A 15,149-nucleotide genomic window follows, 5' to 3' on the forward strand; every position below is an offset into this window, starting at 1 on the left:
TGCCCAGAGTTAGTTAAATCTCTAGAAATGAGGAGAGCCTGAAATGCCTTATGTCAATATCAAGGTGGCGGGTAGCCTGACCCGCGAGCAGAAATCCAAGATTGCTGCAGAAATTACCGATACGCTGGAACGTATCGCCAAAAAGCCCAAATCCTATACCTACATCACTTTTGACGAGATAGAAGGTGAAAACTGGGCGGTGGCGGGCGAACTGATAGACAGCGACTGATCCATTCTCAAGCCCTTAACCTACGCTAGTAAATTAAGCCTGGTCATGCTGATGGCCAGCGATCATTATGTTTGACCCAAAACCAGTACTGAAAAACCTGCCAACCTGCCCGGCGTCTATCGCATGATCAATGCTGAGGATCAGGTGATTTACGTCGGCAAGGCGCGCGATTTGAAAAAGCGCGTGTCTTCGTACTTCCAGAAAAACCTGCCGTCACCGCGCACGCGCATGATGGTGTCGCATATCGTCCGTATAGAAACCACAGTAACCCGCTCCGAGGCCGAGGCGCTGCTGCTTGAGAATAACCTGATTAAGAGCCATATGCCGCGTTACAACGTCTTGTTCCGCGACGATAAATCCTACCCTTATATTTCGCTCACTGGGGATAGCTATCCCAGGCTGGCTTTTCACCGTGGTGCGCAACGCAAGGGCAATCAGTACTTTGGTCCATTCCCCAATGCAGTGGCGGTGCGCGACAGCATACAGTTGCTGCAAAAGGTGTTCCGCCTGCGCACCTGCGAAAACACCGTATTTGCCAACCGCTCCCGGCCTTGCTTGTTACATCAGATTGAGCGCTGTACCGCACCCTGCGTAGGTTTTATCAGCGAGGAAGATTACCGCCACGATGTCATGCATGCCAGCCTGTTTTTGCAAGGCAAGGAGCAGCAGGTGATGCAGGAACTGGGCGACAAGATGAATGCAGCCGCCGAGGAGATGGAATACGAACGCGCGGCCGTTTACCGCGACCGCATCCAGAGCCTGCGCCAGGTACAGGCCAAGCAGTTCGTCAATGATTTCAATGTCAGCGATGCTGATGTGATTGCCTGTGCCGAGCTACAGGGGCAGTGGTGCGTGAACCTGGTCATGATACGCGGTGGCCATCACCTGGGAGACAAGAGCTTCTTCCCGCGTAATGCCGATGGTGCGGATGCCGAAACAACCATGGAGGCCTTTATTGAGCAGCATTATGTGGCCAGTGGTATTCCGCCGCTGTTGATTCTGGGGGTGGCAATAGAGACCGCAACCTTTGAGGAAGTTTTCAGCGAGCAGGCGGGGCGCAAGATCAAGATCAACACCAACCCCATAGGCGACAAGCGCGTCTGGCTCAAAATGGCGCATACCAATGCCGAGCTGGCCTTAAGCCAGCGTGCGGCACAGCAGGCCAACCAGAACGCACGTCTGGTATCGCTACGTGAAGCCCTGGCGCTGCCAGAAACCACAGAGCGCATAGAGTGCTTTGATATCAGCCATACCATGGGCGAGGCCACCGTGGCTTCCTGCGTGGTGTTTGACAAGGGCAACCTGCAGAACTCCGAATATCGCCGCTACAATATCACTGGCATTACCCCGGGCGATGACTATGCCGCCATGCGGGATGCACTGACACGGCGCTACCGCAAGGTGGCAGCAGGCGAGGGCAAGCGCCCCGACCTGGTGTTTATTGATGGCGGCAAGGGTCAGCTGGGCGTGGCTGTCGAAGTCATGAACGAAGTTGGCCTGGCGGATATCCAACTGGTGGGTATTGCCAAGGGCGAGGAGCGCAAGCCCGGCCTGGAGCAGATGTTTTTCCCCGAGCGCGATACCCCGGTAGGCCTGAAGAAAGATCACCCCGGCCTGCATCTGTTACAGCAGATACGCGACGAGGCGCACCGCTTTGCGATTACCGGGCACCGCGCCAAGCGCGGTAAGGCACGCATGCATTCCAGCCTGGAAGATATCAGCGGCATAGGCGCCAAGCGCCGCAAGAGCCTGCTGACGCAATTTGGCGGCCTGGATGGGGTCAAGAATGCCAGCGTCGATGAAATCGCCAAGGTCGAGGGTATCAGCCATGCCCTGGCTGTCAAAATTTATGAGGAGTTGCACTGATGTTCTGGAATGTACCCAATAGCCTGACCGTGATGCGTATCCTGTCCATCCCGGTGTTTGTCGGCATCTTCTACCTTCCGGAGAGCAGCCTGCCCATACACGACAAAAACGTGCTGGCCACCTTTATCTTTGCCTTTGCCGCGATTACTGATTGGTTTGACGGTTATCTGGCACGTGTGCTCAACCAGACCTCGGCCTTTGGTGCCTTTCTCGACCCAGTGGCGGATAAACTCATGGTGGCGGCTGCGCTGGTGCTTTTGATAGAGCTGGATAGGGTAGGGGCGGTAGTGGCATTAATCATCATAGGCCGGGAAATAGCCATCAGCGCGTTGCGTGAATGGATGGCGGGCGTAGGCGAGCGCGGCAGTGTGGCGGTGGCTTATATAGGCAAGGTCAAGACCGCGGTACAGATGGCTGCCATCCTGTTTTTGCTCTACGACGACCCCTTGGGCCCAGTCGATATAAGATATTTTGGTATTGCCTTAATTTACATCGCTGCAATTTTGACATTGGTGTCAATGGCTTACTATCTGAAGGCCGCCTGGCCGCGTATGAAGGCTGCTTAAAGGCGCTGAAATACGCTTGACACATGGCGCAAAATCCTTAGAATAGCGCCTTCTTTCGATGCGGGAATAGCTCAGTTGGTAGAGCGCAACCTTGCCAAGGTTGAGGTCGCGAGTTCGAGCCTCGTTTCCCGCTCCAGATTAGAAAAAGGAAAGCGCACAGCGCGCTTTCCTTTTTTATCAGATACTCCAAAGTGTTTCTGATAGTGCTTATGGCGCGATAGCAAAGCGGTTATGCAGTGGCCTGCAAAGCCATTTAGACCGGTTCGACTCCGGTTCGCGCCTCCAGGTGAAATAGTTTTGCTGCAAAGCAATGCGGGAATAGCTCAGTTGGTAGAGCGCAACCTTGCCAAGGTTGAGGTCGCGAGTTCGAGCCTCGTTTCCCGCTCCAATTAAAAAGGGAGAAAACTTCGGTTTTCTCCCTTTTTGTTTATCTGCGCGGTGATCTTACATAGCGCAGTCTGGTTTGCTCAAGCAGCGCGTCATGGCATGCAGTCAGCATGTGAATATTCCACAGCCAACCCGCTTCTAACCTTTATATATTCTGTGCGCGAAACTGCGCGTGGGCTGAGAAGGCACTTGCGCCCAGTTCTATCTCTGCGCTGGATATCCCTGTTTTGCGTGCCACATCCTGCCAGCTATCCACCGCCTGCATGACTTCTTCTATTATCTTTGCGCCTTGGCTCTCATAATAACGATGAATTGCACGATAACAACAGTAGTGTTATCGTGCAAATATATTGTTATTTAAATGTCGAAGATGGCCACTAACCTGCTAATTCAACGTGTTCTAGATTATCTCCACACCACCATAGGCATTCCCCCCACGGGGTGCCGGGCGGAGGAAGTGCGTGATTTACTCTATTATCTGCGCGATGCCTTCGAGTTTTGGAGATTGGATATTTATGGAGCGCCTGTGTTGTTGGCGCTTGACCAATATCACCATACGCCTGGAACGTTGAGCGACTTACGAATCAGGCTGGGGAAAATACGAGAGCTCACTGCATTGCCCGTCATCTATGCTGTCGAGGCGCTGACCTCCTATGAGCGCAAGCGGCTGATTGAGCAGAAGGTAGCCTTTGTCGTACCCGGCAATCAACTTTATCTACCCGACTTGGGGCTGGATTTGCGCGAGTATTTTCGTCAACGCCCCCGAATTAATGCCGAAAAGCTAAGCCCTTCGGCCCAGGCCATTCTCATCACAATTTTGTTGCGACCAACATGGACACATGAATGGCATCCGGCAGAAACCGCACAACGGCTTGGCTATACGCCAATGACGCTTTCACGTGCGATGCGCGAGCTGGCTGCCACCGGACTGGTAAATACACAGAAGCAAGGCCGGGTGCAAGTATTGGAAATACCGGGCCAGCCCAGGGAAATTTGGCATCAGGCTTTGCAGCGCTTGCGCAGTCCTGTTCAGCGTGTCGCCTGGACCAATGGGCCAATTGCGGGAAGCCCCAGCACACGGCTGGCCGGGCTGACAGCGCTTGCCAGTCTATCCATGTTGAACGATCCCCGGGTGCCTGTGCAGGCTATCAGCCTTAGCGTATGGAACGCCTTGAATTCGGCGGTGGATGTGTTGCCTGAAGCGCAGATTGGCGCATATGAATGGCAATTATGGAGTTATGCACCTGCACTACTTCCAGGTAGTGATACTGTAGATCCACTTTCGCTGATCCTGAGCTTGCGGGACAATTCTGACGAGCGCGTACAAAGTGCGCTGGATGAACTGGAAGCGCAATTGCCATGGTAAAAGGACTGGATGTATTCCGGGAATGGTTTGCAGCGTATGCCGATCAGTATGTGCTCATCGGTGGAACAGCTGCCAGCTTGACCATGGAAGAAAATGCACTCGAATTCCGGGCCACCAAGGATCTGGATATCGTGCTGCATGTAGAGGCCTTGACCCCCGCTTTTGGCCAGACTTTCTGGGCGTTCATCGAAGCTGGGGCTTATGAAGTTAGGCAGGTCAGTGGGACAGGGAAGCCAGCATTTTATCGATTTCAGAAGCCAGCTGATCAGCGTTTTCCGGTAATGCTTGAATTATTTGCTAGAGCACCGGATGCTCTGCGTCCCATTGCGAGCGGACACCTGACACCAATTCCTTTCGAGGATGCGGTATCCAGTCTTTCAGCCATTCTGCTTAATGATATTTATTATGCCTTCATCATGGATGGAGCTAAGAACACAGATGGCTTATCTTGGGTGAGGGCGGACAGACTGATCCCGCTCAAGGCCGTTGCCTGGCTGGAGATGACGGATAGAAAGCAGCAAGGCGAGCATATTGATGCCAAGAGTATCCGCAAACACGTCAACGATATTTTACGTTTGTCACAGCTGTTCACCGCAGCTACCAGCATTCCCTTGGCAGATTCAATTAAAGAGGACATGCGCAGGTTTCTGCGGGTGGTGGCAGCAGACATTAGCATTGACCCTCAAGCCTTGAACCTGGGGTCGGTTTTCCTCAATGAAATACTTGAGCGGATTGCACACGCCTATGGTTTAGAGGGCACCGCTGCTTCATAAACGGCATCCTCTCCAGCAATATAAACAATAAGCGCCGGTGTCTGCCGGCGCTTTTATGTGGGTCTAAGAACTGCTGCTGACTACAGATCGTAGCTCAAGCTGGTGTAGTAAAACGCCCCCTGTGCCCCTTCAGGCGAGGTAATGCTGTACTTGGGCACGCCGTACAACTGCGTGCCTTTGAGCTTGTCCGGATGCGTATCAAACAGATTGATGGCACCTATGGATAAGCGCAGCTTGTTGTTGAATTTATACGAGGCATCCAGATCCGTCACCCACTGTGGGCTAAAGGTCTGATCCAGCGCGGCATTGGTGGCGTTACGCGCTGTCCATTCGCCATAGCGACGCTGGGCAATATTTACGCTCCAATTGCCGTAGACCCAGTTGGCGGCCAGCACCAGCTTGTTTTCCGGCGTGCCATCCTCTATCAGCCCCTGCGTGGCGCGGCCGACGATTTGTGAGCCGCGAATATTGCCCACATCGCGCAGCTTGGTGATGTCGGTTGAGATCTTGCTGAAGCCGCCCGTGAAGTTGATGCGGCCGTAGCGTTCCAGCTCCCATAGGTATTGCCCGGTCAGCTCGAAACCGCGTGTGCGGGTATCGGCAACATTGGTATAGAAAGCTGCGCTCCTGATACCGCTATATTGCGTGCCTGCAAACACCGGGGCGACCAGGTTCTCAGCCAGTTGATCAGAGAGCGTGACACGGTCGTCGATGTCGATCTGGAACACATCCAGTGTTACCGAGCCGCGTTCTATCGGTTTCCAGACAAAGCCCAGTGACAAGTTGAGTGATTTCTCTGGCTTGAGTGCCTTGCCACCGAGCAAGGCGGCTTCTGGACTATCTGCGCGCAGGGTACGTTGTGGCACTTCTACCCAATTACCGCTGCCAGTGGGGCGTTCCACCACTTGCACGCTGAATGAGGAAAAGCCACTTTGCACCAGCGAGGGTGCACGGTAACCAGTGCTGGCGGTGGCGCGGGTGGCAAAGGTTGGGGTGGCCTCAAAGCGCAGCGAGAGCTTGCCGTTGGTGGCATTGCCCACATCGGAATAGTCCTCGGTACGGATGGCAGCACCGCCGCTGAGTTTCTCGGTGAAATGGGTTTCGGCATCAAGGAAGGCAGCCAGCACGCGTCTATCCAGTGAGGCTGCATCTACATTGGTGATGCCGGAGTAATAACCCGGCAGCGGGCGCCCGGTGACCGGGTCAGTCGTGAAGTATAAAGGCCCGTTTTGCCAGCCTGCGGGCTCACCCTCGGTGAGTTTGTAGTTTTCCTTGCGCCAGGCGATGCCCGCAGACAGGGTCACGGGTTTGTAGAACACGCCCTTGGCGAAATCCCTGGTCCAGTCCAGCGTCAGGTTGGTCTGGTCAAACGCACGCTTGCCGGTATAGATAGTGGAAGGGCTGGCTGCACCGTAACTGGGGTTGATCGCGTTCAGGTCTGTGGATTTGACGATGTTCTTGCCATAGCTCAATGCCAGGTCAAATTTTCCCCAATCATCGGCATCGAAGCGCAGGCCGCCAGTTCCGGAGTAGTCTTCCAGGCCATAACGCGTGATAGGCACACGGCCATCCGGGTAGCGCGCAAATGCTGTACTGCCAAAGGTGTTATACAAAGCGGTGGGCGGGTCAAAGAAGCTTTCCGCATCGGTGGTCTTGTGGCCATAGCTGGCAAAGCCATAGGCGCTCAGGCTGGAGGTAATGCCAAACTCAGAGTTGGCAAAGAAGTTGTATTGATCCGAGACATTGCCGGAACCCCAGCGCCAGGTGCGGTTGGGGTTGTTTTGTTCCAATGGTGTGTTGATGCTGGTAGAGCCACGATAGAACAAGCGATTGTCCGGATTGGTATCGCTGGCAGGGTCCTGGCTGCCTGCATCAAAGCTCAGGGTGAGGAAACCATCATTGGGCAAGCTGAAACCTTTCCAGCCACTGAGCTTGCGCTGCAGGCCATCGCCCTTGTCATAGCCACCAAAGCGGTAGCCTATATTGCCGCCATCTTCAGCTTGTTTCAGCACAATATTGATCACCCCGGCAATCGCGTCTGAGCCATATTGCGCAGCCGCACCATCACGCAGGATTTCCACACGCTGAATCGCGGTGAGCGGAATCAGGCTCAAATCCACTGCAGCCGCACCTCGACCATTGACCAGGCCCTGGCGTGTGACATTGGCGCTGGTATGCCTGCGCTTGCCGTTGATCAGCACCAGCACCTGGTCAGAGGCCAGACCGCGCAGGGATGCACCCTGGGCGATGGAGCCAGCAAATGCCCCTTGTGGGGATTGCGGATAGCTGAAGGAGGGCGAGAGTGCGGTCAATGCGCCGGATAAATCCTGGGCGCCCGTGTTGAGTAATTGCTCGCTGGACAGCACATCCACCGGGGCTGAGCTTTCAAGCGCGGTGATGTCACTGCGGTTGGTGCCTATGATGACCACGGCATCCAGATTCTCGCCCGAGGCTTTAGGTGTTTCCTCAGCCAAACCGGGAGCGACAAGGAAATGCAAGCCAGGCTGATGGCCAGCTGCAAAGGTGTACGTTGGAAATTCAAATTGGTCCCCTTTTATATTTTTGAATTGTTTTGCTGTTGCGCGCAGCGTGCAGGGTGGACCCTTGGTGACACTGCTGAGCTATGCAATCAGCAATCTGCATACCAAAACCCCAATGATTGGGCTGGAAAGAGGAGGTGTTTTTATCTGTATGATTTTTAATGAAGTTTTAAGTGTTTTTGAAACGGTAGACACAGAAAAATACTGCTGAAAAGTTGCGCTGCGGTCACTTGGGCTGTGTCAGATGAAACATGGCTGATGCCTGATGGACAGGCAGGTAAAGGGAGGTGGTTTGTTGCGGTGCCTAGACGAAAAAAAGCCACAAACTGCCAGAGGCAGCTGTGGCTGTGTGCTTGCAGCGTTTGAGGTTTAGAACCGTACGGTCAGGTTAAGACCAGCAAAGCGCGGGTTACCATAAGTCACCACGTATTGCCCAAGTGCCTGTGCACCATTCGGGCGACCATGTACCTGATACTTGCGGTCAGTGAAGTTATTGACGAAAGCGGTCAGGCTGATCTTGTCATTGCTGTTTACCCAGGTCAGTCTGGCGTTACCTATGGTGTAAGCATCCTGGCTCAAAGTGTCTTCAGATTGGCGGTCAGCCAGGAAGTATTCCTTGCTGCGGTAGCTGAAGTCACCCGCGGCAATCAGCTTGGTGCCGTTGATGAACGGTAAAGTATAGTCAGCACCCAGGGCCACTACATGCTTGGGTGAGCGGACAAAACTATTGCCGCTGTAATCACCTGTTACTGCACCAGTGTTTGGGTTAACGTTCTTGAAGTTCTTGTACTCGGTATCAAGATAGGACAAAGCCGCACGCAAGTGCAGACGTTCTGTCGCCTGAGCTTCCAGTTCCAGTTCAAGACCCTTGGCTTCACCCTTGGCACCATTGGTGAGCGCGGTAGTCAGGACGCCGTTGTTGACGGTCAGCAGGTTGACCTGGATATCCTTGTAGTCATAGTAGAAGGCGTTGGCATTGGCCGTCAGACGGTTGTTGAACCAATTGGATTTAACACCAACTTCATAGGAATCAAGCTTTTCCGGATCTACCGTGGTCAGGCCAGATAAGCCACCTGACAAACCAGTGTTGAAGCCACCTGAGCGGAAGCCCTTGGCATAGCGGAAGAACACCAGCGCGTTTTCGCTGATCTTGTATTCCGGTGTCAGGTCCCAAGTCCAGGCTTCCCAGGTTTTGTCGCGGCTGCTGGAGCCATTGTTGTCAGCGCCTGCCAGCGGTACTAATACACCACCACTATTCACGCGTTGTGCCAGGTTAAGATCAATATCTTTCTTTTCCTGCGTCCAGCGTAAGCCACCACCCAGGGTAAATTGCTCAGTAAAGTCGTATTTGACGTTACCAAAGGCAGCAATACTTTCGGTCTCATGATTGAAGTTCAGGTCACGATAAACCACGTTGGTTGCCCCGGTTTGATTGCTGGTGCCGTTGGCCAGCAGGCCAGGCAGTTTGGTGCGCAGGGCAGAGCTATCCAGGGTTTCCTTGAAGTAATGCGTACCCAGCAACCAGCGCAGCTTGTCTTCCTGCGGGGATGCCAGGCGGAACTCCTGCGAGTATTGACGGTAGCGATTGTCGCTGTCGGTACGGCCATTGGACTCATAAGGCGTGTAATCGGCATCAGTGAAGTTCTGATTGCGTATGTAGTCATAGGCGGTGATCGAGGTCAGCTTATAGCCGGACAAGTCCCAGTTGAAGGTCAGCGATGTACCTTCATGCTCCAGCTTGTAGTCTTCATCAACGTTGAGTGCCAAGCTGCGGCCACGTGGGCGGGTGTAACCGCTATAAGTGCCGATAGGCAGGGAGCCATTGCTACCATCACCCTTGAATTCACGCGCGTGCACCTTCAGCAACGCATCGAGGTTAGGGGTCAGCTGGGCTAGCAATTGCAGACGGATAGCCTTTTTGTTGACGTCACCATAGCTATTGCCAGTGGTCAGGTTCTTGCCAAAACCATCGCGCTCTTCAGAGTAAACCGAGACACGGCCAGCCAGGCGTTCGTCAAGGATCGCACCACCAACAGCACCAGTGACAATACGCTCGCTTTTTTCACCTATGCCTACAGTGGCATAGGCTTCGGTATCAAAAGTCGGCTTCTTGGAAATGATGTTGACCGCACCAGCCGTGGTGTTCTTGCCGTATAAAGTCCCTTGTGGGCCACGCAGGATTTCAATACGCTCCAGGTCAAATAAGGGGCCACCGCCCGCGATAGGCGCGCTGAGGAAGACGTCATCGGCATAGATACCAACAGGGTAGACGGTAGCCGCACCAGTATCACCAGTGCCCAGGCCGCGAATATACCAACGTGGACGGCCATCACCATCCGGGTTTTTGGCGGCAGCGTTGGGGACAAAGGTGGTGATATCACCAATGGCACGTACGCCGTCAGCGGTAATGGTTTGCGTGTTGACCACAGAAACTGCCACTGCGGCTTTCTGTGCGTTTTCCACGCGGCGCTGGGCGGTCACGGTCACAGCCTTAAGCGCGACTGGGTCTTTTACTGAAGCATCTTTTTCGCTGCTTTTTTCATTGCTGGCATTGGCGCTGACTTCGTCAGCGGCGAATGCGATTTGGCTGATGCCGGCCAGCGCAAATGCCAGCCAGATGCCTTTTAATTGGTGACGCGGTTGCTGCATCTTCCCCTGTTTCATTATTGCCTCTCTGATTAAATAGTTTGAAGCGCATGGCCCGGCAGCTTGTTATGTATGAGCCATATGCAAGCGCTGCAAGATGCCATGCCTGATCAGGGGAATAGCACTTAGTATGCCAAGCGCTGGGGCAGGATTTTGGACGCAATGCTATAGGTTAAGTTATTGATTTTTAATAAAATAAATCATGGCGTGGCTAAGGGTTAGCCAGGCGCTGAATTGATGTGCTGACAGACTGCTGACTAAACAGCAGCCTGCTGAGTGGCGCACAACAGTCGGTGTTTGTAGCTCAGCAGTAGCGGGAATATGGCTAGGGATGCGCGGATAATACTGCGCGGATAATCCAGCGCTTGATACAGGTAACAAGGCCTGCAAAGCGCCTTGTTACCTGTGGGCTCAAAGCGCTAGTCTTTGCGTGTTTCTTTATACACCTTGCCACCTTTCATCACCCACTGCACCTGTTCCAGCGTGCGGATATTGCTCAAGGGGTTCTGGCTGACGGCAATGATGTCGGCATAGTGCCCAGGCTCCAGGCTGCCTATGCTGTCTTCAGCGCCCAGCCATTTCGCCGGGGTGAGGGTGGCCGCCTGTATCGCTTGCAGTGGTGTCAGGCCAGCTTCCACCAAAAAGCGGAACTCAATGGCATTGGTGCCATGCGGTGTGATGGGGGCGTCGGTGCCAAACAGCACAGGCACGCCAGCCTTGATGGCGCGGGCGATATTCTGCTTGTGCAGGCTGGCGGTCTGCTCCAGAGTCTTGAGGGTGGCGGCATTGGCCCCTGCTGTTACGGCATGCTCGCGCGCCAGGCTGTCAATCGCCAGGGTAGGCGTGATATGCACCTGATATTGCTTCAGCAGCTTGAGGCCTTCGTCATCCAGCAGTGAGGCGTGCTCTATGCTGTCTGCCCCCAGCTTGGCGGCCAGGCGTATACCATCGGCACCATGTGCATGCACGGCTACTTTCTTGCCGTATCTATGCGCGGTGCTGATCACAGCTTGTAATTCCTGCTCGCTGAACTGCGTCACGCGGGGGTCGGTGCCACTCATAAATCCGCCGGTAATGCAGACCTTGATAAAGTCAGCGCCATACTTAAATTGCTGCCTGACCTTCTGCTCAAAAGCCTCAGCTCCATTGGCAACGCCAGGGCCGTCCTTGTCATCTTCAGGGGCCGTGCCCTGGCCCGAGCAATGGCCGCCAGTGGTGGTGAGTAGGCTGCCCGCGTCATAGATACGCGGGCCCACAATATCGCCATCATTGATGGCATCACGTAGCGCAATACCAGTGAAGGCGCGGCCGCCCATGGTGCGTAGTGCAGTAAACCCCGCCTCCAGCGTTGTCTTGGCCTGCTTGGCCCCGGTCAGTGCGCCCCGCGCTGTACCTACGCGCGGGCCGTAGCCACCCAGATGCACATGGGAATCTATCAAGCCAGGCAGCAGCGTGCTGTCACCCAGGTCGATAATGCGGGCCTGGGCGGGGATAGCCAGCTTGCTGCCTACGGACTTGATTTTTTCACCTTCAATCAGGATCACCGCCTGATCAATCAGCTTGCCGGATTTGACATCCAGCAGATGCGCAGCCTTGACCGCAGTCAGCGCTTCAGGCGCGGCTGCGGGCGCAGATGTCGGGGCGTTGGCTGCAGTGGCCAGATTGGCGGGCAGCAATACACTGGCCTGTAGCAACAGGCTGGCACTGAAGATGCCCAGTCGTGAACGCAGGGGGGAGGAGGGGAACATAGGCTAGTCTTTCCTTGTTGTTATTAAGCTCTGGCTTTTGTTTTAGCGCTGTATGCTGGTCACCGCAGCCGCTGGGCTGGCATTGCCATTGGCATTTGCGTTGGCAACCCCTTCAGCCTGCTTGGCATTGAGGATGGCGGTATATTCGCCAGGGTCCACGCCGTTGAGGTAGTAGTTGCCTACGTGGTGCAAACGCCAGCGTATCGGGTCGTGGGTGGTATGCACGCGTGCATTGCGCCAGAATCTATCCAGATTCCACTTGGTCAGGGAGGCGCTGGCACCCAGCAGCGAGAAGATATCGCTGGAGATATATAGCGAGGCCTTGTCAGATTGCGCACGTGCCGAGGCCACAGCCAGAATCAGTTCATCTTGCAATTCCTTGTTGTCCGGGTCGTTGTCGTGCTGACCAAACACTTCTGCGCCATAGCGCAGCAGGGCTTCTGCCGCACGTATCTCCACCGCGTATTCGCCTATGCGCTTGATGATATGTGGTTCATCGGTAGCTTTTTCCACGCCGCTTTCCACCCAGGCACGAGCATGCTGGTTTAGATACTCCACCGCAGCTTGCAGGGCACCAGCGGCAATGCCGGTATCAATCGCCGCATGCAAAATCTGCGGGAAAGTGAGGCCAGTGCGCTTCATCGGGCCCTGACGACGTCCGAGATAATGTTCATCCAGCTCGATATTGTCGAAAATGACGGTGCCACTGACGGAATGCTGCTGACCAAAGGCAGCCCAGTCATCCACCAGGGTCAGGCCAGGAGTGTCACGGTGCAGCAATACCCCTGCGCCGCCTTCATCAGAGCTGGCTGTCAGTGAAATCCACTCAGCCAGATAAGAGCCTGTGGAGTAGAACTTGCTGCCGTTAAGAATCAACTTGCCGTCTTCACGGCGTTCAATACGGGTTTTCAGCGAGAACTTGTTCTTGCCGCCTACTTCGGCCAGCGCGTTACCCAGGCGCTTGCCTGCGAGAACATCGGAGATTAAACGCTGGCGTGCCTCAGGCGCGTAACCAGCAAAGTGGCCGCGCAACATCACGTTGTGAATCTGCAATAACTGCCCAACGCCGCCATCGGCTACAGATACCAGACGTACCGTTTCCACAATGGTGGCGACCGAGGCACCCAGGCCACCGAATTCACGCGCTACCCCTATGGCCGTCAAGCCACTGGAAGACAGCAGTTCTGCCTGCTGGCGCGGCAGTTGATCATTCTGCGCAGGGTCTGCTGCCAGCTTGGCGATCTCTTTGGCTACTTCCTTGGCCACGGCAATGGCTTCGGCTTCAGTCTTGATTTTGCCCAGAATGACTTTTGTATCTGAGTGCGTATCTGCCTGGGATAGCAATGTGTTTTCGGCGATGTTCAGTTCGGCCTTACTCATAAATTCAACCTTTGTTCAACGGACGTGTGGAATGCCTGTGGGTAGCGTGGCTGGGTTTGAGCAAATTTTGCGCCAACCAGCTGCCAAGCCTGCTTGTGGCCCGGCAAGCCAGTGCTGGCGGGAGGGCTGGTTTTTTCACTGCAAACAAGAGGCGTATTGGCTGTTGATAGGCAAGCAGTAATCCAACACTTGCTGTTGCTAAATCACCACTGAAAAGGCTGTGAACAGGCACTACAGCCCTGTATTCAAGGGCTTGCACGCGGAGCGCGCTCTGGCATGAGTATTGCTGAAAACTGCCAGCCCACAGCCGCGCTTCAAGCGCTGGCTGCGGCGCTATAAGCAAGTATCCATAACGCATGCACTAGGACGACCTCATGGCAGTCAAGATTCTCTGGTATCTCACCACCCCCGATGGCCCTTACCCCTGGGAAGCGGAGGGACGCTGGAACACGGATTTCGATCATCTGAAACAGATTGCGGTCACGGCTGACCGCCTGGGCTATTACGGCTCTTTGCTGGGCTCTAGCCCCAATGAAAGTCTGGCGGTTTCTGCGGCACTGATAGATGCCACCAAGCGTTTACGCTTTTTGGTGGCTCAGCACCCCGGTGAGGTGTCACCTGCCATTCTGGCCAAATGGGCTTTGACCTTTGATAAGTTCTCCGATGGCAGGCTGCTATTCAATGTGGTCAATGGCAACGATGCTGGCCTGGCTACCGTGGGCGTGCATTACCCGCATGACGAACGTTATGACTTCAGCCTGGAATACTGGCGTGCCTTCAAGGGCTATTACGCGGGTGAAACCGAGGGTTACGATGGACGGTACGTCAAGCTGACCCCCAGGCATGCTGCCGCCGCCAATCACCCGCTGGGTGGCTGGCACCAGCCTGTGCAGCCTGCGGGTATTCCGTTATGGGGTGCGGGCACCTCTGGCCCAGGCGTGGCGCATTCGGTGCAATTGCTTGATGTGTACCTGAGCTTTGCCAATACCCCACCCAAGCTGGGGGAGAAGTTTGCCAAGGTTGCCGCCGAGGCAGCCAAGATAGGCCGCACGCTGACCTATGGCACACGCTTGCAGATTATCGTACGCGAGACTGAGGAAGAGGCCTGGGAACATGCCGAGCGCCTGTTGCAACGTACCTCGCTGCAAACTGCCCGTCAGAGCATAGAGCGCCAGCTGCCGCCAGGTGAAACGCTGGAAACCTATGTCAGCGCTGACCCGCAGATACAGCGCAATCTTGACACCATACGCGCTGGCCGCCTGCCCAAGGCCCGCGATCTGGAAATCTATCCCAATGTCTGGTTAGGCCCCAGTCTGTTCGGCTTCAATATCCTCGGCCCGGCCGCAGGCACCTATCTGGTGGGTAGTGCTGCCCAGGTGGCCGAGCGTATACGCGAGTATGAAGCGCATGGCACGTCGGCCTTTATTCTTTCAGGCTTCCCCTTGATAGAAGAGGCGCACCGCGTGGCCGATCTGCTGTTCCCCCTGCTAGACATAGACCATGGCTATGAGCTGCCGCAACTGGCAGTGAAGGCTAAAACCCTAGCAGATGATCAGTCCAGGGACAGCAAAAGCCTGGCCGCATAGGGGCTAGTTTTGCTAGCTGATTGCAGTATTAATTAATCACACCTCATCCACATGACCGCAAG

The 15,149-nt window shown here is 54.9% G+C and carries 10 protein-coding genes, 3 tRNA genes and 1 pseudogene; 10 read left to right on the forward strand and 4 right to left on the reverse strand.

Annotated elements, in window-relative coordinates; all coding sequences use genetic code 11:
* Nucleotides 1–43: 43 nt before the first annotated feature.
* The 8 genes and pseudogenes from JCM2850_RS06820 to JCM2850_RS06860 all read left to right on the forward strand — a co-directional run bounded on the left by JCM2850_RS06820 (nucleotide 44) and on the right by JCM2850_RS06860 (nucleotide 5,187).
* Nucleotides 44–229: a tautomerase family protein gene (locus JCM2850_RS06820; protein ID WP_025870725.1), complete on the forward strand. Its 186-nt coding sequence runs from the start codon at nucleotides 44–46 to the stop codon at nucleotides 227–229.
* Nucleotides 230–296: 67 nt separating this feature from the next.
* Nucleotides 297–2,095 (forward strand): annotated as a pseudogene (uvrC, locus tag JCM2850_RS17720) (excinuclease ABC subunit UvrC).
* Nucleotides 2,095–2,661 carry a CDP-diacylglycerol--glycerol-3-phosphate 3-phosphatidyltransferase gene (gene pgsA, locus JCM2850_RS17725; protein WP_036265686.1) on the forward strand — a complete coding sequence of 189 codons (567 nt, stop codon included), beginning with the start codon at nucleotides 2,095–2,097 and terminating at the stop codon, nucleotides 2,659–2,661. The pseudogene uvrC and the gene pgsA overlap by 1 nt, the downstream one beginning before the upstream one ends.
* Nucleotides 2,662–2,721: 60 nt before the next feature.
* Nucleotides 2,722–2,797, forward strand: a tRNA-Gly gene (locus tag JCM2850_RS06835).
* 75 nt (nucleotides 2,798–2,872) lie between these two features.
* Nucleotides 2,873–2,946, forward strand: a tRNA-Cys gene (locus JCM2850_RS06840).
* Between the two features lie 27 nt (nucleotides 2,947–2,973).
* Nucleotides 2,974–3,049 (forward strand) — tRNA-Gly (locus JCM2850_RS06845).
* A 360-nt stretch (nucleotides 3,050–3,409) separates the two neighbouring features.
* The gene (locus tag JCM2850_RS06855; RefSeq protein WP_148301210.1) at nucleotides 3,410–4,414 is read left to right on the forward strand and encodes a hypothetical protein; all 1,005 of its coding nucleotides are present in this window, start codon (nucleotides 3,410–3,412) and stop codon (nucleotides 4,412–4,414) included.
* Nucleotides 4,408–5,187, forward strand: a complete 780-nt coding sequence (locus JCM2850_RS06860; protein ID WP_036265687.1) for a hypothetical protein — start codon at nucleotides 4,408–4,410, stop codon at nucleotides 5,185–5,187. Before JCM2850_RS06855 ends, JCM2850_RS06860 begins: the two co-directional genes overlap by 7 nt.
* A gap of 80 nt (nucleotides 5,188–5,267) precedes the next feature.
* On the opposite strand, the gene JCM2850_RS17730 is transcribed toward JCM2850_RS06860, so the two are convergent.
* The gene (locus JCM2850_RS17730) at nucleotides 5,268–7,685 is read right to left on the reverse strand and encodes a TonB-dependent receptor plug domain-containing protein (RefSeq protein ID WP_148301211.1); all 2,418 of its coding nucleotides are present in this window, start codon (nucleotides 7,683–7,685) and stop codon (nucleotides 5,268–5,270) included.
* Between the two features lie 106 nt (nucleotides 7,686–7,791).
* On the opposite strand from JCM2850_RS17730, the gene JCM2850_RS21600 reads away from it, so the two are divergent.
* Complete coding sequence (locus JCM2850_RS21600) at nucleotides 7,792–7,938, forward strand: hypothetical protein (protein ID WP_159105134.1); 147 nt, start codon at nucleotides 7,792–7,794, stop codon at nucleotides 7,936–7,938.
* Between the two features lie 158 nt (nucleotides 7,939–8,096).
* Here the strand turns inward: JCM2850_RS21600 and JCM2850_RS06875 are convergent, their stop codons facing one another.
* The 3 genes from JCM2850_RS06875 to JCM2850_RS06885 all read right to left on the reverse strand — a co-directional run bounded on the left by JCM2850_RS06875 (nucleotide 8,097) and on the right by JCM2850_RS06885 (nucleotide 13,501).
* Nucleotides 8,097–10,391 carry a TonB-dependent receptor gene (locus JCM2850_RS06875; protein ID WP_081774986.1) on the reverse strand — a complete coding sequence of 765 codons (2,295 nt, stop codon included), beginning with the start codon at nucleotides 10,389–10,391 and terminating at the stop codon, nucleotides 8,097–8,099.
* Between the two features lie 401 nt (nucleotides 10,392–10,792).
* Nucleotides 10,793–12,121: a metal-dependent hydrolase family protein gene (locus JCM2850_RS06880; protein WP_025870735.1), complete on the reverse strand. Its 1,329-nt coding sequence runs from the start codon at nucleotides 12,119–12,121 to the stop codon at nucleotides 10,793–10,795.
* Between the two features lie 42 nt (nucleotides 12,122–12,163).
* On the reverse strand, nucleotides 12,164–13,501 hold the full coding sequence (locus JCM2850_RS06885) for an acyl-CoA dehydrogenase family protein (protein ID WP_025870737.1): 1,338 nt from the start codon (nucleotides 13,499–13,501) through the stop codon (nucleotides 12,164–12,166).
* A 374-nt stretch (nucleotides 13,502–13,875) separates the two neighbouring features.
* On the opposite strand from JCM2850_RS06885, the gene JCM2850_RS06895 reads away from it, so the two are divergent.
* Nucleotides 13,876–15,087, forward strand: a complete 1,212-nt coding sequence (locus JCM2850_RS06895) for an LLM class flavin-dependent oxidoreductase (RefSeq protein ID WP_025870739.1) — start codon at nucleotides 13,876–13,878, stop codon at nucleotides 15,085–15,087.
* Nucleotides 15,088–15,149: the final 62 nt, after the last annotated feature.

It is taken from the genome of Methylobacillus glycogenes JCM 2850, assembly GCF_000617925.1.
Taxonomy (GTDB): Bacteria; Pseudomonadota; Gammaproteobacteria; order Burkholderiales; family Methylophilaceae; genus Methylobacillus; species Methylobacillus glycogenes.

What these genes read in the sequence shown, in the direction of transcription:
- JCM2850_RS06820 (WP_025870725.1), top strand. Translation starts at nt 44, where the DNA reads ATGCCTTATGTCAATATCAAGGTGGCGGGTAGCCTGACCCGCGAGCAG.
- pgsA (WP_036265686.1), top strand. Translation starts at nt 2,095, where the DNA reads ATGTTCTGGAATGTACCCAATAGCCTGACCGTGATGCGTATCCTGTCC.
- JCM2850_RS06855 (WP_148301210.1), top strand. Translation starts at nt 3,410, where the DNA reads ATGTCGAAGATGGCCACTAACCTGCTAATTCAACGTGTTCTAGATTAT.
- JCM2850_RS06860 (WP_036265687.1), top strand. Translation starts at nt 4,408, where the DNA reads ATGGTAAAAGGACTGGATGTATTCCGGGAATGGTTTGCAGCGTATGCC.
- JCM2850_RS06875 (WP_081774986.1), bottom strand. Translation starts at nt 10,391, where the DNA reads ATGAAACAGGGGAAGATGCAGCAACCGCGTCACCAATTAAAAGGCATC.
- JCM2850_RS06880 (WP_025870735.1), bottom strand. Translation starts at nt 12,121, where the DNA reads ATGTTCCCCTCCTCCCCCCTGCGTTCACGACTGGGCATCTTCAGTGCC.
- JCM2850_RS06885 (WP_025870737.1), bottom strand. Translation starts at nt 13,501, where the DNA reads ATGAGTAAGGCCGAACTGAACATCGCCGAAAACACATTGCTATCCCAG.
- JCM2850_RS06895 (WP_025870739.1), top strand. Translation starts at nt 13,876, where the DNA reads ATGGCAGTCAAGATTCTCTGGTATCTCACCACCCCCGATGGCCCTTAC.